Below are 23,839 nucleotides of genomic sequence, written 5' to 3'. Positions count from 1 at the left end.
TAATTAGTGGATTCCATATATTTTAAAGATAATTTAGAGGTATTCAAGTGAGCGATATTTTAAGAAGAGGGCGACTTGCATCTGTTCCTGATGAAGAGATAATTAATTTCACTTCATCAATGAACGCTGACAAATGGATTTTCAAAGCAGATATTCTGGTAGATCTTGCACACACGATCATGCTCAAAGAGAGAAAGATCATCAAAACAGAAGACTGCAAGAAGATACTGAAAGGTTTGCTCACGATAAAAGAGGAAGGTATCGAAAAACTTGACCACACTTATGAAGATATCCATATTTCACTTGAATCAAGGCTCATTGATATGGTCGGGGAAGATACAGGTGGCAGAATGCATTCCGGTCGCTCACGAAATGATGAGGTTGCGACATGTATACGCCTCACATTGAGAAATGATCTGTTGCTGCTCATGGAAGACCTTATTGCCCTAAGGAATACCCTTAACGATATCTCGTCAGAGAATCTCGATACACTTATGCCGGGATTCACCCACCTCCAGCATGCACAACCAACTACCCTCGCCCATCACCTGACAGCCCATGCAAATGCCATAGGCCGTGATCTCGAACGTACGAGGGATTGCTATAAGCGTGTGAACCTGAGCCCCCTTGGTGCAGCTGCTTTTGCATCCACAGGCTTTGACCTCGACCGGGAGAGGACATGTAAACTCCTTGGTTTCGATGGCCTGATCGAGAACTCAATGGATGCGGTAAGCTCACGTGATTTCCTTATTGAATCAGCAGCAGTCTTCGCAAATCTTATGATAAACCTGAGCAAGATGGCAGAAGAGATCGTGATATGGTCCACCTCGGAGTTCGCATTCATCGAGCTGGATGATAGATATGCATCCACTTCATCCATAATGCCACAGAAGAAGAACCCCGACACAGCTGAACTCCTGCGTGGAAAGAGCGGTGTTGCAATAGGTTCCTTAATGTCCCTTTTGGCCATCTGCAAAGCACTGCCTTTAAGCTATAATCGTGACCTTCAGGAAGCCACTCCGAACATCATGCGTTCCCTTGAGATCACAAGAGCATCTGTCAGGATCATGAACGGCATGATGGCCACCATGAGCATAAACAAGGAAAATATGGCAGGCCTTGCAACTGCAGGGTTCACAACCGCTACCGAACTTGCAGATACAATGGTACGTGTATGTGACATACCATTCAGGACCGCACACCAGATAGTAGGCGTGCTTGCCCGCGGGAACGGGGAACCAACTCTCGGAGAGATAGATGCGGTCGCACACAATGTTATCGGTGAAAGCCTAAGCTCCAGAGGGCTTACGGAAGAGATGGTAGAGGAAGCACTTGACCCAGTACTCAATGTAAGTAAGAGAAGTGTTATCGGCGGTCCATCTCCAGACAGTATGAAGCTGCTTATAAAAAGCTCAAGAGAAAGAATAGCTAACGATACAGAGATGCTCGATTCCCTTATAGCTAACAGGGACAGCGCAATAGAAGGCCTCTTTTGTGAAGTTGAAAAATGCATACATGCGTGATATATTACAATTATTTTGATGAGTGATCATAATGGATTTTGAACTTGGTGACAGGATAAGGATAGAAAAGGACGGGAATACCTATGAAGGCGTTGTGATGCCTTCGAATACTGACCACATTGTCGTAAAAATGGTAAGCGGTTATAATGCAGGAGTTGACCCTGAAGGAGCGAACATCACGCTTCTCGAGAAAGCAGGACCGAAAAAAGCTCCAAAGACTAAGCCCGATAAGGCAAAAGAACAAAGGAAGTTGCCTAAGGTGACCATACTTTCCACCGGCGGGACCATTGCCAGTAAGGTCGATTACCGTACAGGCGCTGTTACTGCACAGTTCTCCGCTGATGATATCGTTGATGCGATACCAGAATTGACCGAGATAGCAGATATCAATGGAAGGGTCATCTACAACATCCTGTCCGAAAATATGAAAACAGAGTACTGGACAGACCTTGCAGGAGCTGTTGCACAAGAGATAGAGAAGGGTGCAGATGGCATAATCATCGCACATGGTACTGACACCATGATGTATTCCGCAGCAGCACTATCTTTTATGCTGAAGACCCCTGTACCGATAGTCTTTGTCGGTTCTCAGAGAAGTGCGGACAGACCAAGCAGTGATAATGCCATGAACGCCATCTGTGCAACAAAAGTTGCTGTCAGCGATATTGCAGAGGTCTGCGTTGTCATGCACGACACCACCTGCGATGACAGATGTGCCATTCATTTCGGAACGAAGGTCAGGAAAATGCACACCTCGAGAAGAGATGCTTTCCAGTCCATCAACTCAGACCCGATAGGCTACATCGACCATTCGACCCATAAGATAGAGACAATACTTCCATTTTCGAAACGCGGTAGCCAAAAACTTGAACTGAAGAATACCCTTGAACCAAAATGCGCCCTTGTAAAGTTCGTTCCGGGTGCTGACCCGGATGTTCTTTCCTACTATATTGATTCAGGGTACAAAGGTCTCGTCATAGAAGGGACCGGGCTGGGACATGTTTCAACCGACTGGATACCGAACATCAAGCGTGCCACTGAAAGTGGAATACCGGTAATAATGACATCACAGTGCCTGAATGGCCGTGTCTGTGACAGAGTATATGATACTGGAAGAGATATTCTAAAAGCCGGTGCTATTGAGGGAGAAGATATGCTTCCCGAAGTCGCATTAGTAAAACTTATGTGGGCTTTAGGACAGAACGATGATGTCGAAGAGATAATGAGATCGAACATTGGCCATGAAATGACCGATAGTACATTGAAGTAAAAATATTGATTCAACTTTTTTTATAGAAATAATTTAAAAAAAGAAAGATATTGGTGCAGTCATGCACCATGTTCTTTAAAGGTTTTAGAACCTTACATCGAGGTCAGCAATCATCTGCTGAGATGTTACATCAATGAATTTGACGTTGAGTGTATCACCGGATATTGCAATATCATCTATACCGGCAGCATTACCAGCAACACCAGCCTCACCAAGTTGTGGATAAGTACCATTGAAGTATACGTACAATGTTTCTCCAGCAGTGAACTCAGTGTCACTGGAAGCGTTGAAAGTAATTGTACCATCTGTACTAGTATTCCCAGATACAATGACAGTAGTATGTGCAGAGTCCAAAATAATGGCATCCCCGCCTTGGTGCTCAAGCTTGATAATGTTGCTACCATCTGAATCTGCACTTCCTCTTACACTTGCCTGTGGTGCCATTTCTGCTGGTCCCATTCCAAACACGAATGCTGCAATGACAGCAGCAAGGATCACAGTGATAGCGACCATTAGGATAACACCAATGACCGGAGACACTGCATCTTCATTTCTATTCATCTTTAACATATTAATATTCCTCCATAGATCGTTACTAATCAATTAGAACCACTTTGTTGCTTCTTCTGCACTACCTTTTCAAGCTTCCGAGTCCACATTTCATCATTCATTTCAGTGTACTCGCACTCAAGATAATGCTGAACCGCTATGCTCAAAGATTCCTTTGTAGACGGCTCATTTGTCTTTTTCTTGAGTTCTTCAAGCTGGTCCTCAGTAAGCACAGTTTGTGCATGCACTATTTTCATGAGAACTTCTCCTGATTAGTATAGCAATGTGAATAAACACATCACATCCCCATCATAATTATTATAAGATATGTGGTATATAACGCTTTCGCAAATATAAAAAATTGAATATAAAAATATGAAAAGGAAAGAAAGAGAAATTCCGAAGGAACTTCATAATATCCGAATCATGTTATGATCTTATCTAGCTGACCAGATTCGATCGCGCGACGTACCTCAAAGGCAACACGTCTTCCAGTACTCATAGGCTTACGCCATAATGTATTGCCGTATGGATGACCAACGGACATGTGAACGTTCGTTCCGCCGCCAACCCTTGGAGCAACATCATAGATGTGGAAGTTAAGATCTTTATCAATGCAGGTCTGGAGACAGAAAGGACCAATGACCCCTGGATCATAGAACTCCTTGGATGCCTTGATATACAGTTCTGAAAGTTTGAAAACCTCCTCAAGGAGAGATTCACGAAGTGTTGCAGAATTGTGACCACATACCGTGTACTCAGGAGTTAACTGGTGCTCAGCGAGATTCATCTGCTGTGGTGCCGGAAGCCTGACATGACCATCCAGACTTGTCTCGAACCTCCAGTCAATACCAAGAATCTCGGTCTTGTTCATTTCTTCCTCGATAGGAGAATAGAACATATCAAAATTGAAGACCGGACCAATAATATAGCGCTCGATCCTTGCTTCTGCAAGGGCTTCCCTTGTAATTACACCCTGTTTGATAAGGGACTCGGACTTCTCTACATATTCACTGTAAGTTCCGGCAGTGAAGAAACCACGCTCAAGTTTCTTTACTGCATGAGGGAGCTTTACCATTACAAGCTCATCGATATCTTCAGGGTCGTTTATCCTTTCAGGGAATGGAAGCCCTGCCTTCTCAAGAAGCCAGTAATAGTCCTGATCCATACCGCGCTCCTCACTTCGAAGCATGTTCCTGCTTCCAACCATTGGCACACGGAAATCGTTCTCGACCGCATCGATGTCACAGTAGGAAGTAAAGGACCTGTTAGGTATGAAAAGAACGTTGTCATCCACAAGTTTCTGCTGGTTCTCTGGAAGCATTAGCTCATTGAACTTATCATATACAACATAATCATCAACGATACCGCGCACAACATTGCCATTGGCGTCCCTTTTTGACTTGAAGTACTCGGTATATGTCTTTTCACGACCAGCCTGGCATATTGCAAAGGTCTCGAAATTTTCCTCGATGGCACCGTCAAATACATCCAATCCTGAATGAGAAGCAACTGTACCGATCTTTATGTCATCAGTATAATAGCTCTCCGCAATCTCAATAATCTCTTTCCTGTCGATCATTATTTTTGTTCTCCGGGTTTTTGTGATACAATGGAACATGCGTTATAAAAGACTTATTCTTACTACAACAAGAGAAAGACCATAATTCTAAAAGGTGACGAAAAGGTCAGATCATCCCGGTGAACAATGCGATCAATAAAGGAGTTATGAAAGTTTCAATGGCTGCTGCCACCAAAAGCAAAGGAGCGATGAAACGGAAGAAAACATTCAGACCCTGCAAGAACTCCTTTTTGATATCAACATCCTTGCCAGCCAGTCCATTGAACACAAGCAAACCCATCCTCAGCCCCATTGCAGCCGAGATCAGTATCATGGGCAGTTCTATCACACCATGCGGAAGAATTGCTATGGCAACATAAGCAAGACCATTATCCATTGATTCGAGATATGTGATCACCCCAAGGATATAACCGTTCGAGACAACGAACAACAGGGGAATTATGCCAAAGCCCAATCCGAATACGAATGCAATGAGGCTTTTTATGGCATTGTTGAAAAAGATGAAAAGCATTATTTCAAAAGCGTTAAGGCTTCTGATAAGTTCCACAAGTTCCTCCAGCCCTTCAAGGGAGAGGGTGGAAGAAGAAGGATCAAATGCCGTATGAGCATAACCGACAATGACAGAGATAATGAACAAGAGAACAATGATACCTATTTCCGGCATGAGACCACGAAGATACTCACGCACATTGCAGCCACCATTGCAAGTATTTTCCCTGTATTCGGTATCAACAGAAATATCGTCATTCACATCCATTTTCATCAGATCCCGAGTGCCATTCTGATAGTGTTCCTGCACGCAGGTGAAAGACCAAGGATGATTATCACCATCTTGACGAACGTCCTCAATCTCTTTGATTCCTCATCGGCAACGAATTGCGTGTCTATAATATAGATCACCGGAAGGAAGATGGCCAGTTTCAGAGGGAACATGACAAGCGCAGTACCGGTCAGATCGATCAGATAAGCAGGAACAACGTGCTTTTCATAGTACCCAAGGATATCAACACCGATAAACGTAGAAGACGCATCCAGAAGATGAGACCAGATGATCATCATGTTCAGAGGGTCCCTTACAAAGGACACACCTGCCTTATTAAAAGCAACATATATTGCCCCTGCAAGGACCGTCCCCAGTGAGACGATGGCAACAAGAATGAACGGGCGAGTGATATCTTCCACTATGAGAAGGGTTATGATGTTAATTACGAACCAGCATAAGCCAAGTAATGCAAAAGGCACCTTCCAGTCAGAGACCTTTTCTGAAGAAGCTATCAATCTGGACAACAGCAGACAGAACACTGTGACCATGAACACAAAGAAATAGATATTTGGAGTGATGAACAGATAGCTTAAAGGTGCCTCAAAAACACCCGCATCCTCGATCACCCTTAAAGATGAGCCTGCCAGTATGAAAGGGACTATGGAAAATACAAACTTGTCATCAACCTCGACATTCCATTTCTCAAGCAACCAGGCAACCGCAAAAACACAAATTCCCAGTATCAGTGCCCAGGTAAGGGTATTCACTACATTGTATCCACTATCCTGAAAGATCGGTTCAAGATAATAACGGTTCACAAATTCCAAGATCTTATTTACATAAGGGCACATTATTTCTCACTGTTGCAAAAGCTGTAGGAATAACCTAATAACACTAATGCTTAATAATATATGGTGTCAGAAATACAGATAACCATATACACATGGATGTGACACATGATATGAACGGACAGAAGAAATGGATGCAGCTACCAAGAAATGTTGTGATAGGAAATGGCGTCATCAACGAGGTCAGAGATGTCTGCACAGACCTGAAACTTATCGACAACGCATTAGTGGTCACAGGAAAGAGTACCAAAGGGATAGCAGGTGAGATCGTTCAGGATTCATTGCAGGATGTAGGCCAGAACGTCGAGCTGGTGATCTCGGAATCAGCATCCATGAAAGAAGTTGAAAGGATAAGGAAGCATGCAATAGAATCAGGCACCAAATACTTTTTGGGTGTGGGTAGCGGTAAGACCATCGATGTCGCGAAACTTGCTGCCACTGAGCTGGAAGTGCCTTTCATAAGTGTCCCGACAGCTGCCTCGCATGATGGTATCGTCTCTTCGAGAGCTTCCATAAAAGATGGGAAGACCACGACATCGATCCAGGCTAACGCACCAATGGCAGTTATTGCGGATACGGAGATCATAGCCAATGCGCCTTACAGATTATTAGCAGCAGGCTGCGGTGACATCATCTCGAATTGTACTGCAGTGCTTGACTGGCAACTTGCGAGCAGGCTACAGAATGTGCCGTTCAGTGAATATGCCGCCGCACTTGCAAGCATGACCGCACAGATACTTATGGATTCAGCAGATTCGATAAAACCCGAACTTGAGAGTTCTGTCAGAATGGTCGTTAAGGCACTTGTATCAAGCGGGGTCGCAATGAGCATTGCAGGTTCATCAAGACCTGCATCCGGATCTGAGCATATGTTCAGCCATGCCCTTGACCGGATAGCAGATGAACCGGCACTTCACGGCGAACAATGTGGTGTTGGTACAATATTGATGATGTACCTTCATGGCGGTGACTGGAAAAGGATAAGTGATGCTTTAAAGCTGATAGGAGCACCCACTACTGCCAAAGAGCTGGGTATTGAAGATAAGTATATATTAGAAGCACTTGTACTCTCACATACTATCAGACCTGAAAGATATACCATACTTGGCACAGGGCTGACACCTGATGCCGCTGAAATAGTCGCAAGGAAGACAAAGGTCATATCCTAAAAAAAGGTCTGAATTAAGGGATTATCAGTATATCTTTATCTCTATAAGAAGAGCGGGTTTGATAAACCCAAAAATTATCGTATTATTACTAAGGTCATTACGATCTCATAACACAAGGTGATTAAATGGAGGACATGGATACCACTATAACGCTCATTGGAACCAGACTCGCAAAGGAAGGTGCAGAGTTCTTCTTCGATGGAGATACGCCGGAATGCGAGCAGTGTAAACTGAAAAACACCTGTATGAGCCTTGAAAAAGGAAAGAAGTACAGGGTAGTAAAAGTAAGGAACGATACCCTTCATGAGTGTTTTGTCCATGATAAAGGAGCAATGGTCGTCGATGTTGTAAAAGCACCGATCTTTGCATTACTGGACTCGAAAAAAGCTATCGAAGGTTCAAAGATAAGATATCAGGCACCAAAATGTGATGAGAAACTGGATGCTGAAAGATATGAGCTTTGCTATCCAAAAGGACTTCGCAACGGAGACAGGTGCACCATTCTGAAAGTGATGGGCACTGTAGAGATGGAAGCTGACCCTTCAGTCACATTGAAGAAAGTCGAGCTATTACCCTGACTCGAATGTCTTTTATATGAATACTGGAACATTTCCTAGATATACCCAATAAGTGGAAATTGAAAGAGGTACTAAAATGTCGGACACACATGAAAAAATCGACCATGATTTTTATACAAAAGAGCGCTGGAGCAACTGGCTCGGTCAAGTGAAAGAAAGCGGATTCGAGTTCAAGGAAGAAGAGGAAAACTCCGGGAAAGAAGGTGCTATTTTTGTCACTATGGAAGATGACATCATTCTCGCATGCCTGAAGGTCATTGCAAAATACGAGAATAAGACACTTCCTTTAGATGATGCGATCGCGATAATCAAGGACATCAGAGATATTACACTCGAAGAGGTCGAACCTGTGTCCGAGGACATTGATATGATGCTCGAGTCTGTACAGACAGCCCTTGCAGGAAGCTTCGCAGCATGCGAGTGCTACATAGCAGGCGACTTTGATAAAGAATCAAGCATCGAAGATCTCATTGCAGTAGCGATCGAATATGAAGAAGCAGAAGATATTGATTCGGCCATAACATGCATTGCACAGGTCGGAGCACTTATACTGAACGGTAAAAATCTGCCAGAAGCTGCTATGGAAGATCTCCCATACGGCCTTGTTGCAGAATGGCTCGATGGTATTGATTCCGTTGAAGCTGCCATGATCGGAGCTGATGGTTACAAAGAGGATGACGGAGAAGACGACGGCTCCTGATTCTTTTTTTTATTGACATTTTTTTCTTATTTTATTGACATTTTTTTCTTATTTTATTGACCATATCATCTACTTGCGTTCCTGATATTTATTTCACTGGTTTTAAGTGCTATTTTTCATTTCAGAGTTGATTCATGTTTTCTTTACAGTATTTGCACCCACACAAATTTCATTTTTATAAGGTGTACATAGTACTACCAAAAACAAATCCGAATTGTTTTTATGTAATCACAATATCATAGGAGTAACACAAATGGTGTGCAAACGTATGAACACTGTGCCAAATTAAAGCTTTTCGAAAATGAGAGGATGAGATGAATATTGATTGTCTCGCATTCCTTATTATAGAAAAGCAAAACTATTTGAAAGTAAAATCTAAAACATTAGAGGTATAAAAAATGACCGAAAAGATAGGGATCTTAGCCATTGGACACGGAAGCAGACTGCCTTACAATAAAGAAGTTGTATCAGAGATAGCAGCTACAATTGCAAAAAAACATCCTGAGTATGTGATAAAAGCAGGTTTCATGGAGAACACAATTCCAACAGTTGTGGAAGCTCTTGCTGATTTCGAAGGCACAGGCATTACAAAGATCGTAGCCGTACCTGTATTCCTTGCATCAGGAGTTCATATCACAGAAGATATTCCGGAAATACTCAAACTCGACCCTGAGACAAATGAAGGAAAGATCACCGTGGATGGAAATGAAGTACCGGTCACTTTTGGAAAACCACTCGGACACCACGAACTTCTTGCAGATCTCGTATTCGAGAGAGCAACGGAAGTAATGTAAACAGACCAATAACTATGAACGCAGGTCAGAAGGATGCGGTCGTGCTCGACCTGACGCACGCCGGAATTCCTGTTGCAAAAGAGATGGTAAGGATTGGATATAATGTCCGTGCCATCGATGTCTATGATACGCTGGACGATGCGGCAATATCTGATCTGCAACAATTTTTTTCTGTTCTTTCCTCAAAGGACGAATTTGAGCTAAAACCTACGGAAATCGTTGTAGCTCCAGTTCATCTTGACCCGGATTTTCAAGTACTGAAAAGTGCAAGAGAGAAAGGGAACCTTGTTGTGACACATCATAAAATGGTCGGACAGCTTATCAATGAAAATAAACGGCTTGCCAGACAAATTATCATTGAGATCACAGGTACAAAGGCCAAGACCAGTACCGCATCCCTTCTGGCAGATATCATTTCAAGAAAACATACAGTGCTACTCCACACCTCCAGAGGACTGGAATATTGGAAAGAAGGTATTGCCACAGTGATCCATAAAGGGCTTAGCATTGCACCCGGAAGCATCCTCATAGCCATTGAAATTATGGAAAAGGAAAGGATAAGACCGGATGTCGTCATTTTTGAAACATCCATTGGAGGCACCGGATGTGCAGATATTGGAGTAATCACATCATTGGGACAGGATTACAGGATAGCCTCTGGCACTGCGTGGGCAAGTGATGCTAAATTGCAGATGATAGAAAATGCAAAGGCTGGCAGTATTGTCGTAATCAATTCAAATGCAGAGAAAACCATAACTTCTGCCAGGGAAAAGAATATCGACACGATAACTTTCAGCGATGAAGCTGACGGTGTTGCCGATGTGAACATAACAATCACAGGAAATGAGGTTTCCATTCATACAGTGAATTCCACCATAAGAACGACCACAACTGAAGGATTCGATGTTTCTGCTTATACCATAGCCATCGCTGCAGCTTCTGCAATAGCGGTTGCGTTTGGGGTTGATGAGAAAGATATATCGGAAACAGTTCGTGATTTCAAGGGTCTTACCGGAAGGATGACAAAGAGCAAACTTGAAAGCAGGATACTTATAGATAATTCCAATTCAGGAATGGATATATTATCTGTGGAAAAGGCACTTGATTATGCCCTGACATCTGAAGATGGAAAGGTTGTTATCATACTTGGTGAAGAAGCAGAGCAGGTATGCGAAGGCCTCCCGCCTGAGAATGTATCAGACCTCCTTCGGAGGAAGGGGAAACTGATGGATAAGGTCATTTTGGTGGGAACCCGAATGCGTGATATAAAATATGATAACGCATATTATGTGCGAACGCTTGAAGAAGGGATGGACACCGCCCTGATAAATTCCACCGCTGGTGACATTATATTGTCGTGTGTCAAATGTTTCAGATAAAAACGTATCATCATAAAATTTACTATAATACAGTTCAGTAAACATATTATCATACATTTCATAAATATATTATCAAAAATGAGGAACTATCATGGACAAGAATATTACGATCATACACCCACGACCAAGTTCCATCGTGGCCGCATTGTACACATTAAGGGACCTGAATGTAGATGTTGCAGTACTGCACGGACCACCTGGATGCTCTTTCAAGCATGCGAGATTGCTGGAAGAGGACGGCATACATGTAGTGACAACTGCCCTTGATGAAAACGGTTTCGTTTTTGGAGGACATGATGCACTCGTGAATGTGCTCCATAAAGTGAACGAGATGTTCAAACCGAAACTCGTCGGTGTTGTGGGCACCTGTGCCAGCATGATAATCGGAGAGGAAATGCATGAGCCGGTCATGGAAGCAGACCTTGATGTACCGGTAATTGAAGTGGAAGTGCATGCAGGGTACAGGAACAATACAAAAGGTGTGATCGTTGCACTTGAATCCGCACTCAATGTCGGTATTATTGACAAGACAGAGTTTGAAAGGCAGCGTTTCCTGCTCGAGGAAGCAACCAATGTCGAGCTAAGACATGGTGCTGCAAGCCGGGAATATCTTGCACCTTCACGCGGCGATGTGAAATACAAGGTCGCACAGAGGATAATCGAGCTGCTCAAGGAAGGAAAACGCGGACTTGTCATCATGAACGCCAAGAAAGAGACAGGATATATGTTCGCAGACATCACAGTTGCGATCAACGAAGTAGCTGAGCAGCTTGGCAAAGCAGACAATATTGTCAATATGGCAAATATCGATGAGAAGCTGGGACTTCCAAGAGTTCGCCATCATGCAGAATGCATCGCGAACGACCTGAAGGAAAAGGGCGTTGTCATCCACGAGAACATTGGCGGACTTGACGAGTATCCTATTGCAGGGAATACTGTTGACCAACTGATAAAGGACAAGTACATCGACTTCGATTTCGCTGTGATAAGCGGAGTCCCGCATGCAATACCAATGGATCACATCTCCAATATGGAACTGATATCCGTTACCAACGGACCAAGACAGGTATTGCCACTTAAGGAAATGGGACACGAACATGTGCTTGTCGAGATAGACCTGCATCCAAAGACACTCGGAGTCAACCACATCGTAGAATCCGAGTTCGGTGCAACATTGAGAGAAGTCGCAAAAGAATCATTATAAAACGGAGCATTCACAGATGAGCGTACAGAAAAGAATAGCTATCTATGGAAAAGGTGGCATCGGAAAATCCAGTACTGCGTCCAACGTTGCAGCCGCATGTGCCGATGAGGGGTACACGGTAATGATAATTGGCTGTGACCCGAAAAGCGATTCATCCATCACCCTTCTTGGAGGAAAACGCATCCCGACCATCCTTGACCTTCTGCGTGAGGAAAAGGATGTGAAAGAAGAAGATGTCGTATTTACCGGTTACAATGGCGTAAAGTGTGTGGAAGTGGGCGGTCCCGAACCAGGTATCGGCTGTGCCGGACGCGGAATTATCGTGGCCATCCAGACACTTAAGAAGATATCAAAGACGCTGAACGAGATGGACCTTATTATCTATGATGTCCCAGGAGATATCGTATGCGGTGGCTTTGTAGCACCCATACGCAAAGGGCTTGTAAAGGAAGCATACGTCCTTACATCCGGTGAATATATGCCCCTTTATGCAGCAAACAATATCTGCAGAGGACTGGCAAAGATAAACACCCCTCTTAGCGGGATCATATGTAATTCCCGCAGTGTGAGCCGTGAAAAAGAGATAGTGACCAAGTTCGCAAGTGAGATCGGAAGCGACCTTATGGCATTCATACCAAAAGAACAGATCGTGCAGGATTGCGAGAGGGACGGTTTCTCGGTCATGGAAAAAGCACCAGACTCCAGCATTGCACAAGTCTATCGTGACCTCGCGAAGGCTATCATGCAACGCGATACTTCCGTTATGCCTGTTGCTCTTGACGATGAGCGTCTCAGAGAGCTTACCAGATAAAAAGAGATACCATCATGCCATCCGCAGATAATAAAGAATTCAATATTCCAAGAGTGCTCCTTGCTGCTGACAGGTCATCTTCCGGAAAGACTACCATCACCGCCGGATTGCTGGCAGCTCTTAAGACCAGAGGATATAATGTACAGCCTTTCAAAGTAGCCCTTGATTATATAGACCCGAGCTACCATTCCGAAATAACAGGAAGAAGAGCACGCAACCTTGATGGGTACCTCATGGGAGAGGAGGGTGTCCTTGATGTGTTCGCACATGCATGTGAAGTGGATGGCAAAGCCGAGATCGCTGTGATCGAAGGTGTCAGAGGGCTTTTCGAAGGACTGGAAAGCATTGGAGATATGGGAAGCACCGCACAGATAGCAAAGATGCTGAAATGTCCGGTGATCCTCATCATCAACGCCCGAAGCATCACACGCTCCGCCGCTGCACTTGTCAATGGATATAAGGACTTTGACCCTGACGTCAATATCGTAGGTGTCATACTCAACAATATCGGCGGCATGCGGCATGCAAAAAAGGCGAAGGAAGCAGTTGAGCATTTTACCAAACTTCCTGTACTCGGCATAATCCCAAGGGATAATGCCATGCAGATATCCATGCGTCATCTTGGACTTGTCCCTGCAATCGAGGAAAGACGCCGGGTCAATGATCTTGATGAACGTCTTGCAGCTATCGAGAAAAGGATATCGGAAGGCATCGATATTGACAAGTTCATTGAGATAGCTCAACAGGCACAGCCTTTAAAGAAAGCAGAGAACACCATATTCAAACCCAGAAAGCTTGAAAGTGAAAGACCTGTGATAGGAATTGCACTTGATGAGGCTTTTAACTTCTATTATCATAACAATCTTGAGCTTCTGGAACTTGCAGGAGCTAAACTTGAATATTTCAGCCCCATCCACGATGAGAGACTGCCGAATATGGACGGCCTTTATCTGGGCGGCGGTTATCCCGAACTTTATGCTGCTGAGCTGGAGGCAAATGAAAGCATGAGGGAGGACATAAGGAAAGCATCGGAGAACGGACTCCCCATATACGGTGAATGTGGGGGACTTATGTATCTGACCGAGAGGATCACAACTGGTGTGAAAGACGAAGGAACATACCACATGGCGGAAATGCCGGAGGCCACTCATGAAATGGTCGGAGCACTTCCCGGACATTCCCTCATGGGACACAAACGTGTGGTCAGTTACAATATAGGCCAGCTCGATGAAGATACAGTGATCGGCAGTAAAGGAAATTCGTTCATAGGACATGAGTTCCATCATTCAGAAGTGACCGAACTACCGGATGATGCCGAATTTGCAATCAAGCTATCCCGCGGAACAGGGATACGTGACGGATGGGACGGACTTGTCAGGAACAATACCCTTGGTGCATACGCGCATCTGGAAGCAGCTTCATATAAAGAATTTGCAGCATCCTTCGTGGATTCCGCCATCAGATACAGAGGTAATAAAGAATGAGAGCAGAGATAGTCAAAGACCGTGTAATTGTAGAAAAAAAAGCCATTAATGAGTTTTACAATAACGGGTACTACGGCAGGCCTAAACCAAACGGTCTTGAGCTTACACTTATCGAAGCTGTATATCTGGCATACCGCGGGAAGATAGAAGTGGAACATGAAGGAAAGGTTCTGGATTTTGCAGGTCTTTTCAAAGCAGCTTCCATCTTGCAGCCATCCTTCGAGCTTAAATATATCGTTTATAAGGACCTGAGAGAACGAGGATTCTACGTCCAGCCCGGAGTGACCGATTTCCGCGTATACCCACGTGGCAGTCATCCCGGAAAGGGAGCAGCAAAACAGTTCGTCTATGTAAGGTCGGAGAGGGCACCAATGCCACTGAGGGACCTGTTACGTTCCCTTGCAGCAGCCGAGAACGTAAGGAAGCAGATGATACTCGCTATTGTGGACGAAGAGAGTGACATTACGTTCTACGATGTGAAAAGGCCACGTTTAAAAGGTGAGATGAAGGAACCTCTTTATCCGGATATCAATGTAGATGCCACTTTCCTTGAGGACAGGGTTGTCGTATGGGATGAGGACGCTTCGAACACCCTTTTTGAGAACGGCTTTTATGGGAAACCCCTTGATAGTCAGAGATTGCAGCTTTCCCTTGTTGAATCCCGATACCTCCTTGAGAAAGGTGTCCTCAATATCAACAACAGGCAGAATGAATATCTGGATGTGGATGCTTTTTCAAAGATGGCTTCGGAAATTGAACCTGAGTTCAATATAAAGAGCAGTGTTTACACAGATCTTCGAGATGAAGGGGTCGTGCCAAAGACAGGTTTCAAGTTCGGCAGTCACTTCCGCGTTTATACACAGGTGGAATCGCCAACGAAGATACCGCATTCCGAATATCTCATACATTCGATACCATTGGACCATGAGTTTACACTACCGGTCATGTCAAGGGCCATAAGGCTTGCAAATAGTGTAAGAAAGAGGATGCTCTATGCGATTCCCACAGACGAAGGTGTCGATTACATCGATATTGGAAGAGTAAAGATGTGATGTTTGTCGGAATGAAAAACATTTATTAAGGATATTCCTGATTTTTCATTATGGAAACACTCTACCTTAAAGACTGTCAGATAAAAGAGTTCGAGGCTAATGTCCTCGATGTGACCGATGATAGATTCGTTGTCCTTGACAGGACGGCTTTCTATCCCAATTCAGGAGGACAGCCGCATGATACCGGGAAACTGGTATGTGACGGCAAAGAGTATCCCGTCATATTTGTGGATAAATTTGACGGAAAGATAGGTCACGAGGTCTCAGAGGCCGGATTGAAGGCCGGAGATAAAGTAAAAGGTAATATTGACTGGGACAGACGAAGCCTTTTCATGAAATATCACACTGCTGCCCATATTCTCAGTGCTATAATCCATAATGAGACCGGTGCAAAGATATCCGGTAATCAGATAGCAGAAAATAAGACAAGAGTTGATTTTAATCTTGAGGACTTCGACAGGGAGCTTATAGGCTCTTATGAAGTGAAGGTCAATGAGATCATAGACCGGAACATCGACTTAGTGATAGATATCCTTCCGAGGGATGAAGCATTGAAGATACCTTCAGTGGTGAAGCTCAAGGACGCATTCCCGCCGGAAATAGAAGAAATAAGAGTTATACGGATACCTGATGTCGATGACCAGGCATGTGGTGGGACCCATGTTTCAAATACGGCCGAGATACCACATATTGAGATATTCAAGGCCGAGAATAAAGGGAAGAATAACAGGAGGATCTATTTCAGATTCTCCTGATCTTTTTTTGAACAATTCTTTTATATCTATCCTTATGCTGGCCGCTTTTATCGCTGCTGTCATTCTCTTCAAAGTACCTTCTCGTCAGCAACACAAGACTTGAGCCGATGAGTATTGCCAGGAAGAACGCGATCAATGTTCCTTCAAATGTGAGATCTTGCCAGGAGTGTACGGATACCCACATACCACTGCGTGTCACGAAGGTAGCGAATATTACCATTATGAACGAAACTATTGCCAGCATTGGAGCAAGGAAACGGTATTCTCCATAACGGACCCTTGTTGCCGAATGTAGGAACGCGGTAGCTGTTATCCAGGGTATAAGGGAAGATGTCTCGACAGGGTCCCAGGACCAGTACCATGCTCCCCATCCGAGAACCTCATATGCCCAAAATCCACCAAGACCGATACCTGCTGTGAGGAAAAGCCATGCCAGACGCATCCAGTTCCTTGTCAGCTTCATCCACCTGTCGTCATCGATAAGCAATGCGGCAAATGCTGCTGCGAAGGGTATAGTGAATGCGGCATATCCCAGGAACAGTATTGGGGGATGGACTGCCATCCAGGGGTTCCTGAGAAGCGGGTTCATCCCCTGACCATCGATAAGATGATATACCGCAACAAAAGGATTCCAGTTGGAGGTCTCGATAGCTCCTCCGAAAACAGCGTAATAGGTCTCGAAGGGATTCTTCAATACCAGAAGAAGGAGGAAGAAAGCTACTATCGTGAGACAGACCGCCCTTGTGATATCCATTAACTTCGTATCCGTAAGCTGTTTCGTCTGTCCTGTATACTGAATTACCAGAAGGATGATGAGAGTGAACCATGTCCAGAGCAGGAACGAACCTTCCTGACCTGCCCAGAGGGCAGAAAAGCGATAGAACCATTCAAGGTCTATGCTGGAATGAAGATAGACATAGACATAGGATGCCGATACTGTGAACAGATAATAGGTCAGCAATATGATTGCAAATGTTGTTAGAACGGTACACCATAGCTCGAACTGTTTTGATCGGGAAATTAAGCGTTCATCGTTTCGCAAAAGACCGATAATAGCCAGACCTGCTGAACCTGTACCGAGAATGAAGGCCAACCAGATAGATATCATTCCGAAATTCATTTTTTAGCCCCCTTACGAACCTTAGAGCCGTTATTTTGTTTTCCATTAAGAGGTCTTTCTGCTTTTGGGCTGCTGTTTTCAATTGAACGGTCCACAAGCACAAGAGAGATGATGCCGGCAACCATAAGGAAAAGACCACCCCAGATGAATGTTATGAACGGGACTGTCCGGACATACAGACTGACCTCACCACTGCTTTCATTCAATGCCTTTGGAGCTATGAACAACTCTTCAAAGACACCCCGGTCAACATAGGTGGTAGTGAATGTCTGACCCCATTTGAAGTCGGTTATGTATTTGACCTGACCACTATCAAAATAAGCACCTTTCTTATAGACATCGAAGGTAACGTGGGTTGCGTAGGAAGACCCAGGATATTGCTTGTATGGAGAACCCTCGAAAACAGAATGCATGTCTGTTACGGAAACTATGTAGTTCTGCCCTTCGAAATGTCCGGGATAGTCCATGGTTACAATATCAGAACCTTCCACCTGCATGTTCGAACTGGCAACAATGCCTATGAGAATGAAAAGAATGCCAAGATGTATCACATGAGCACTTATGCCTTTGAGCTTCAGTATCCATGATCCACGTTCCATTGCCATGTACATCTTATAGAATGTGGCTACAACCGCCATTCCTGTTAATGGAACTGTGACATCAAGCGGAAGGTTCCCAAAGGGTGAGATGAAAGCGAACACCAGAGATAGGAGAACAGTAAGACCTGTAACTAAGAGAGCCTTCTTTGCACCGAAGTAACCATAAAGCAGACCTGTGGTGAGCAGTACGACCAATGCTGCTGTCGGTATTGCACTCCTGTCATTGAAATATTCAGCACCCATGCTTATCTCATTACCGGTGGTGAGCTTCACGACAAGTGGTGTCAGCATCCCCAGAGTGATGAGAGCAGCAAGCAGAAGCATTGTCAGCACACTTGCCAACATGATGTTGCTGCTATTTATGATGTCTTTGCTTTCTTTCATTGGATTCACAGTCGTTATTTATATTAAAATATGTATCGGTACTGGTTTGAAAGTACTGATATGAGTAATGTCGACCTTGCCTATAAAGTCCTTTACTTTGTGGTCAAATGCCTGTTTTTGTAGTAAAAATAAATATAGCGGACCAGTACAACATTATAAATATACATCTGTGATATGCAATTATATATGCAATGATGTCCGAATCATTGGTAAGCACTTCCCATTATAAAGAATTGGATAATGAAATGGCTAGTTCGTCTTTTGATATGAAACTACCTGAGTTTGGAGAGTATGGATACTAGCTAATGTAGATCTAGCAGAAAGTGAACAAAATAAGCTTTCCTGTACTTTTATTTAGATATAGAAATGATGGATTTGACGACAATGGAACTAAAAATGTCCGTAGATAAAAAAACTGAATATTTAAATCGAATCAAAGATGCTATTAAAAATCCATCTTATTCCATATTTATCATCCTGGGAGTGCCATTCATACTTGCGTTACTATGGGCAATATTCGATCCATATGCATTACCACTTATACTCATTGGACCGCTTATCGCATTGGCTTGTTATGCCTACTACACTGGAAATAAAGTATCAGCTGCAATATTGGGGCTATTGATGTATCCACTCATGTTCTTTTATGCAGGACCCCTCGGTGCAATTCTTGATTTCCGATTCGAACAACTTGGCAGATACGTTGAATGGTCGTATATATTTGAGATCATTGATGATTTTTGGAAATATTCACTTGCCCATTCACTAATCGGATTCTTAATTGCATTCCGAAAAAAACCATATTTGGCAATTGCGTTGCTTATCTTTGTACTGCAGCTCATGGAACTTGTCAGTCACATTGATTAAAACAAGGAATTGAAATAAAGAAGAATATAGAGCCTAAAAAATCAAAAGGTACAATTATTTATAGTTTGTATTTAGATACGGCTGATGTGTTCCTTGTTGAAGAATACTTAACTTTTGCACCATTTTCGAGCAATTGAAGGCTTTGTATGGCACTGATTTTTTGAATTTATAGTCAAACAGGATACTTTGTGGTCAAATGCCCAATTTTGTAGTCAATAGGACTTTTTAGGCAAGGCCGATATTATAGTTGATTTTATATATCAATGAAGCAGATTAGGACAAAAACTTCTGAGTTGATAACACGATCGAGATAATTGTTCTTGCATTATGGTTAATGCTTCCGGCATACCTGCCAAATCCTTTCGCAGCACTGTTCGGGGGAGGAAGACCCATCGACAGTGGCAAAACTATGTCAGACGGAAGACGAATACTTGGAGATGGAAAAACGTTCCGTGGTTTCTTTGTAGGACTCATATTCGGAGCACTTGCAGGACTGATGCAAATGCAACTTCTTGAAAAGTATCCAATGCTCTTCGGAGTGGAACTCCCAATATTCGGCACAGGCGGTTCCAATACTACCATACTGATATTCGCACTTGCATTCGGCTCCCTTTTCGGGGATATGTTCATGAGCTTCTTCAAACGCCGTATGGGGCTTAAACGCGGAGCACCACTGCCGATAATCGACCAGCTCGATTTTGTCCTCGGAGCATGGCTATTTGCATATCTTGCATCCCCGGTCTGGTTCGCTGAGCATTTCACAGCCAGTGTCATCATAGTTATATTAGTGATCACTCCACTGCTCCACCTTTCAACTAATGTTGTCGGCTATTTCATGGGAGTGAAAAAGGAACCGTGGTAAACCAAGGAGAAATTACAATGACAACAGCAAATGACAAGAATGAACTTATAGAGGCACTTGAGGGTTGTGGCGCGGTAAAATTCGGTGACTTCACCCTTGCATCAGGAAAGAAAAGCAAGTACTACATCGATATTAAAAAAGCAAGTTCCAACCCTTCCACATTGAAGATCATTGCAAAACAGGCAGCTTCAATGATAAAGAAAATAGACATAGACCTCATCGGAGGCGTTGCTCTTGGCGGCGTTCCTATCGCCACAGCCGTATCCCTTGAAACCGGTCTTCCACTTTTGCTGATTCGGAAAGCTACTAAAGACTATGGCACAGGAGGACGATTTGCAGGCGATGCGACCAAAGGTGACAGGATAATCCTGCTCGAAGATGTGACCACAAGCGGAGGTTCCGTTATCGAGGCCATTGGAGCAATCCGTGAAGCCGGATGTATCGTTGAAAAAGTGATAACTGTCGTGGACCGCGAAGATGGTGCCACCGGAAATCTTGCAGAGATAGATGTGGAACTTATTCCCCTTGTACGTGCAAGCGAGCTTTTAGAAAAGTGTGGTTTATAATCAGGGCAGATATCACTGCACCTTACCCTTTTTTTACTTATTACTGATCTGTGTCCCCCTTTCTTAAATAGTTGAAAACTCATAGAATATAGAGGAATGGGGATTCAGTATTTTTATAATACCAGTATCAAAAATGAAACTGGCTCTATAAATAGCAATATACAAAATATACTGGCTTGTAGTTAGTAATTGATGAATGGTGCTGAAGAACCTGCATTAAAAGGTGATAATATGTTCTGTTACCAGTGTGAAGAAACAATGAACGGCGAAGGCTGTACAAAGAACGGCGTGTGTGGGAAGAAAGGGGAGGTTGCAGACCTTCAGGACGATCTCATCTATGTGCTTAAGAGCATTGCATTCTACAATAAGAAAGCAAGAAAGGCAGGCATTTCTGAAGAGAGCACTGATGACTTTATGCTCGATGCACTGTTCTCAACTATAACGAATACCGATTTCAGAGCGACCGGAATTCAGGATCGCATTGACAGAGGATTTAAGCTTCAGGATGAGATCAAGCAGAAACTTCTGGATAACAATGCACTTGATGAGAATTATCTGCCCGAGATCGCAACTGTGAGCCCGGAAAACCTCAAGGACAGGAATACCGGCATACTTGCAACAGAGAACGAAGATATCCGCTCATTAAGAGAACTGGTGATCTTCGGAATCAAAGGAATTGCAGCATACGCACATCATGCAATGATGCTTGGGCAGACCAATAAAAAAGTCAATTCGTTCATAGAAGAAGGACTGGTGGCAACCACGGATGACAGCCTCACCGATAAGAAACTCATCTCACTTGTCCTGAAATGTGGGGAAAAAGGTTTTGATGTGATGGCACTGCTTGACATGGCAAATACCGCTACATTCGGAAATCCGGAACCCACAGAGGTCAATATCGGAACAAGAAATAATCCGGGAATCCTTGTAAGTGGTCATGACCTCAATGACCTGAAACAACTGCTGGACCAGACACAAGGCACCGGTGTCGATGTCTATACTCACGGCGAAATGTTGCCTGCAAATTCATATCCAGAGTTTAAGAAGTACGAGCATCTTGTAGGCAACTACGGTGGCTCATGGTGGCATCAGACAAAGGAGTTCGACAGCTTCAACGGACCTATACTGATGACAAGCAATTGCATCGTCCCTCCGAAGAAGACATACCTTGACAGAATATACACTACCGGTTCTGTTGGTTTTGACGGGGTCACACATCTCATTGGAAAGGAAGGACAAAAGGATTTCTCAGCGATAATTGAACAGGCTAAGAAATGCGAACCACCTGTCCAACTTGAAGAGGGAACTATCATGGGCGGTTTTGCCTACAATTCCGTCCTCTCTGTTGCAGACAAGGTCGTTGATGCCGTCAAAGCAGGCAAGATAAAGAAGTTCATTGTCATGGCAGGATGTGACGGTCGCCAAAAGGACAGGCAGTATTATACGGATTTTGCAGAAGCACTGCCAAAGGATACTGTCATACTGACCGCAGGATGCGCAAAATATCGCTACAACAAGCTTGACCTTGGGGACATTGATGGAATTCCAAGGGTACTGGATGCAGGCCAATGTAATGATTCATTTTCACTGGTCATCATTGCACAAGGACTTATGGCCAGACTTGGATTTACGGATGTTAATGAAGCACCGATCTCGTACAATATCGCATGGTACGAACAAAAGGCAGTCCTTGTGTTACTTGCCCTGTTAAGAATGGGAATACAGGATATTACCCTCGGACCAAAGCTTCCGGCCTTTGTGTCACCTAATGTCCTCAACGTGCTGGTCAATGAGTTCAATATCACACCGAACACTACGGTGGAAGAAGATATGGAGAGGCTGCTGAAATAACTTCCCTGTAAATGGCTTTGACATCATAAACCTATCATTACCTTAAAGAAATGGAGATAACAAATGAAGATCGTAGAATTAAGTAAGGCACCTGAAAAAGAGAATCCTCATAACGTAATTGCCAAAGGGCTCTATGACACTGAACAGACACAGGTTGTTCACCTCGAACTTAAGCCAGGGGAAGCACTCAAGCTGCACAAGACACCTATGAACGTATTTTTCTATGTTCTTGAAGGTGAAGGCATCGTTGTTATCGGCGATGAAGAAGAAAGCGTTTCAAAGGACATGCTTATTGAAAGTCCGAAAGGTATCCCTCATTTGCTCAGGAATGAGAGTGACAGCCTTTTCAGGTTCCTTGTTGTGAAGCTGAAAGAATAAGTGGACGTTCGCAGGGCATTCTTAAAAATGTACTGCATTCCTCTTTTTTGATTATTTTATGATATGAACTGTTTGTTAAACGGTCATCTCACCGATTCCTATAGTACCGTACCCTATTGATACATAAGCTGTATTCCAGGGATGATAGTTTATCCTCAGATTGGCCGATGCATCGTTGTCAAGTGTTGCATGCACAACATAACTTATCCCTGCCCAGTCAAATAATGATGCTGAAAGCATTCGAAAAGGCTTTCTCTGAGACCATGAGCTGCCAGGTTGCAACTCCTTTGTTGAACTAAAGATCGAACTGTTGTCAGAACCAATTATCTCCACGGTAACAACGCGTGGAACGATATCTGAATTATGCACTGTGAACAACGGGGTGGGCGGACCTGCTATGAAAAATGTGAACCAATAGGGCAATAGCAATATGATCAATGCAAGAACAACAATTCCGATCTTTATTTTTCGGTCCATACCCACACATCCTTTTCAATTTAAGAACATAGGAATGAAAACACAAATGTGATTGTAGATAATACTTTATGACACATGCTATTTTATTTGTAGATAATAATATTTTATTTTTACTGTGCGGCCATTATGAAATATTCATACTTATACGAGATTATCAAATTAGCTTTTCGCTTTAAAAGCGTAACTCTTTTTTCAAGACGACTGGTCTCACTTTGAGCATAGCTTATGCATTACATTTATATGGTAGAAAATGTGCCAGTCCATGAAATATTAT

At 43.6% G+C, this 23,839-nt stretch carries 25 protein-coding genes; 17 read left to right on the top strand and 8 right to left on the bottom strand.

Features of this window, described 5'->3' with window-relative positions:
• Window positions 1-47 precede the first annotated feature (47 nt).
• Together argH and gatD are read left to right on the top strand one after the other, a co-directional pair.
• Complete coding sequence (argH, locus tag KDK67_RS08310) at window positions 48-1,523, top strand: argininosuccinate lyase (protein WP_250868335.1); 1,476 nt, start codon at window positions 48-50, stop codon at window positions 1,521-1,523.
• 31 nt (window positions 1,524-1,554) lie between these two features.
• A complete protein-coding gene (gene gatD, locus KDK67_RS08305) occupies window positions 1,555-2,793 on the top strand; it encodes a Glu-tRNA(Gln) amidotransferase subunit GatD (protein ID WP_250868334.1) in 1,239 nt (412 codons plus the stop codon).
• 84 nt (window positions 2,794-2,877) lie between these two features.
• Here gatD and KDK67_RS08300 read toward each other — a convergent pair whose 3' ends face one another.
• The 5 genes from KDK67_RS08300 to KDK67_RS08280 form a co-directional block, all read right to left on the bottom strand.
• Window positions 2,878-3,363, bottom strand: coding sequence for a type IV pilin domain-containing protein (locus KDK67_RS08300; RefSeq protein ID WP_250868333.1), 486 nt, complete (start codon window positions 3,361-3,363; stop codon window positions 2,878-2,880).
• Between the two features lie 29 nt (window positions 3,364-3,392).
• On the bottom strand, window positions 3,393-3,599 hold the full coding sequence (locus tag KDK67_RS08295; protein ID WP_250868332.1) for a DUF5371 family protein: 207 nt from the start codon (window positions 3,597-3,599) through the stop codon (window positions 3,393-3,395).
• Between the two features lie 167 nt (window positions 3,600-3,766).
• Entirely contained in the window at window positions 3,767-4,924 is a 1,158-nt protein-coding gene (locus tag KDK67_RS08290) for a formate--phosphoribosylaminoimidazolecarboxamide ligase family protein (protein WP_250868331.1), read from the bottom strand.
• A 106-nt stretch (window positions 4,925-5,030) separates the two neighbouring features.
• Entirely contained in the window at window positions 5,031-5,687 is a 657-nt protein-coding gene (locus KDK67_RS08285) for a stage II sporulation protein M (RefSeq protein ID WP_250868330.1), read from the bottom strand.
• Entirely contained in the window at window positions 5,687-6,538 is an 852-nt protein-coding gene (locus KDK67_RS08280; RefSeq protein WP_250868329.1) for a DUF63 family protein, read from the bottom strand. The genes KDK67_RS08285 and KDK67_RS08280 overlap by 1 nt, the downstream gene beginning before the upstream one ends.
• A 92-nt stretch (window positions 6,539-6,630) precedes the next feature.
• Here KDK67_RS08280 and KDK67_RS08275 point away from each other — a divergent pair, with 92 nt between their 5' ends.
• The 10 genes from KDK67_RS08275 to alaXM all read left to right on the top strand — a co-directional run bounded on the left by KDK67_RS08275 (window position 6,631) and on the right by alaXM (window position 16,461).
• A complete protein-coding gene (locus tag KDK67_RS08275) occupies window positions 6,631-7,704 on the top strand; it encodes an NAD(P)-dependent glycerol-1-phosphate dehydrogenase (protein ID WP_250868328.1) in 1,074 nt (357 codons plus the stop codon).
• Window positions 7,705-7,829: 125 nt separating this feature from the next.
• Window positions 7,830-8,282 carry a UPF0179 family protein gene (locus KDK67_RS08270; RefSeq protein ID WP_250868327.1) on the top strand — a complete coding sequence of 151 codons (453 nt, stop codon included), beginning with the start codon at window positions 7,830-7,832 and terminating at the stop codon, window positions 8,280-8,282.
• A 76-nt stretch (window positions 8,283-8,358) separates the two neighbouring features.
• Window positions 8,359-8,982, top strand: coding sequence for a DUF2150 family protein (locus KDK67_RS08265; protein ID WP_250868326.1), 624 nt, complete (start codon window positions 8,359-8,361; stop codon window positions 8,980-8,982).
• A 398-nt stretch (window positions 8,983-9,380) separates the two neighbouring features.
• Window positions 9,381-9,776 (top strand): sirohydrochlorin nickelochelatase, encoded by a 396-nt coding sequence (gene cfbA / locus KDK67_RS08260; protein ID WP_250868325.1) that lies wholly within the window; start codon window positions 9,381-9,383, stop codon window positions 9,774-9,776.
• 14 nt (window positions 9,777-9,790) lie between these two features.
• Window positions 9,791-11,155, top strand: a complete 1,365-nt coding sequence (gene cfbE / locus KDK67_RS08255; protein ID WP_250868324.1) for a coenzyme F430 synthase — start codon at window positions 9,791-9,793, stop codon at window positions 11,153-11,155.
• A gap of 91 nt (window positions 11,156-11,246) precedes the next feature.
• Window positions 11,247-12,359: a Ni-sirohydrochlorin a,c-diamide reductive cyclase catalytic subunit gene (gene cfbD, locus KDK67_RS08250; protein ID WP_276575103.1), complete on the top strand. Its 1,113-nt coding sequence runs from the start codon at window positions 11,247-11,249 to the stop codon at window positions 12,357-12,359.
• Between the two features lie 16 nt (window positions 12,360-12,375).
• Window positions 12,376-13,170, top strand: coding sequence for a Ni-sirohydrochlorin a,c-diamide reductive cyclase ATP-dependent reductase subunit (gene cfbC, locus KDK67_RS08245; RefSeq protein WP_250868323.1), 795 nt, complete (start codon window positions 12,376-12,378; stop codon window positions 13,168-13,170).
• A gap of 14 nt (window positions 13,171-13,184) precedes the next feature.
• Window positions 13,185-14,654: a Ni-sirohydrochlorin a,c-diamide synthase gene (cfbB, locus tag KDK67_RS08240; RefSeq protein ID WP_250868322.1), complete on the top strand. Its 1,470-nt coding sequence runs from the start codon at window positions 13,185-13,187 to the stop codon at window positions 14,652-14,654.
• Window positions 14,651-15,706 (top strand): tRNA-intron lyase, encoded by a 1,056-nt coding sequence (endA, locus tag KDK67_RS08235; protein ID WP_250868321.1) that lies wholly within the window; start codon window positions 14,651-14,653, stop codon window positions 15,704-15,706. Before cfbB ends, endA begins: the two co-directional genes overlap by 4 nt.
• Before the next feature lie 50 nt (window positions 15,707-15,756).
• The gene (alaXM, locus tag KDK67_RS08230) at window positions 15,757-16,461 is read left to right on the top strand and encodes an alanyl-tRNA editing protein AlaXM (protein ID WP_276575102.1); all 705 of its coding nucleotides are present in this window, start codon (window positions 15,757-15,759) and stop codon (window positions 16,459-16,461) included.
• Here the strand turns inward: alaXM and ccsA are convergent.
• A complete protein-coding gene (gene ccsA / locus KDK67_RS08225) occupies window positions 16,448-17,581 on the bottom strand; it encodes a cytochrome c biogenesis protein CcsA (RefSeq protein WP_250868320.1) in 1,134 nt (377 codons plus the stop codon). The two genes, alaXM and ccsA, sit on opposite strands and share 14 nt — an antisense overlap.
• On the bottom strand, window positions 17,578-18,564 hold the full coding sequence (locus KDK67_RS08220) for a cytochrome c-type biogenesis CcmF C-terminal domain-containing protein (RefSeq protein ID WP_250868319.1): 987 nt from the start codon (window positions 18,562-18,564) through the stop codon (window positions 17,578-17,580). Before KDK67_RS08220 ends, ccsA begins: the two co-directional genes overlap by 4 nt.
• A 384-nt stretch (window positions 18,565-18,948) precedes the next feature.
• On the opposite strand from KDK67_RS08220, the gene KDK67_RS08215 reads away from it, so the two are divergent.
• The 5 genes from KDK67_RS08215 to KDK67_RS08195 all read left to right on the top strand — a co-directional run bounded on the left by KDK67_RS08215 (window position 18,949) and on the right by KDK67_RS08195 (window position 23,088).
• Window positions 18,949-19,431 (top strand): hypothetical protein, encoded by a 483-nt coding sequence (locus KDK67_RS08215; RefSeq protein ID WP_250868318.1) that lies wholly within the window; start codon window positions 18,949-18,951, stop codon window positions 19,429-19,431.
• A 313-nt stretch (window positions 19,432-19,744) separates the two neighbouring features.
• Complete coding sequence (locus KDK67_RS08210; protein WP_338101250.1) at window positions 19,745-20,293, top strand: CDP-2,3-bis-(O-geranylgeranyl)-sn-glycerol synthase; 549 nt, start codon at window positions 19,745-19,747, stop codon at window positions 20,291-20,293.
• Between the two features lie 17 nt (window positions 20,294-20,310).
• Window positions 20,311-20,859 carry an orotate phosphoribosyltransferase gene (pyrE, locus tag KDK67_RS08205; protein WP_250868316.1) on the top strand — a complete coding sequence of 183 codons (549 nt, stop codon included), beginning with the start codon at window positions 20,311-20,313 and terminating at the stop codon, window positions 20,857-20,859.
• A gap of 231 nt (window positions 20,860-21,090) precedes the next feature.
• Entirely contained in the window at window positions 21,091-22,710 is a 1,620-nt protein-coding gene (gene hcp / locus KDK67_RS08200; protein WP_250868340.1) for a hydroxylamine reductase, read from the top strand.
• 63 nt (window positions 22,711-22,773) lie between these two features.
• Window positions 22,774-23,088 (top strand): cupin domain-containing protein, encoded by a 315-nt coding sequence (locus tag KDK67_RS08195; protein ID WP_250868315.1) that lies wholly within the window; start codon window positions 22,774-22,776, stop codon window positions 23,086-23,088.
• Window positions 23,089-23,163: 75 nt separating this feature from the next.
• Here KDK67_RS08195 and KDK67_RS08190 read toward each other — a convergent pair whose 3' ends face one another.
• Window positions 23,164-23,565, bottom strand: a complete 402-nt coding sequence (locus tag KDK67_RS08190; protein ID WP_250868314.1) for a hypothetical protein — start codon at window positions 23,563-23,565, stop codon at window positions 23,164-23,166.
• Between the last annotated feature and the right edge of the window lie 274 nt (window positions 23,566-23,839).

Origin of the sequence: Methanococcoides seepicolus (assembly GCF_023684405.1) — an archaeon.
GTDB classification, from domain to species: domain Archaea; phylum Halobacteriota; class Methanosarcinia; order Methanosarcinales; family Methanosarcinaceae; genus Methanococcoides; species Methanococcoides seepicolus.
Note: the sequence above shows the minus strand (reverse complement) of the source record. Positions and strands in the feature narration are given on the sequence as shown.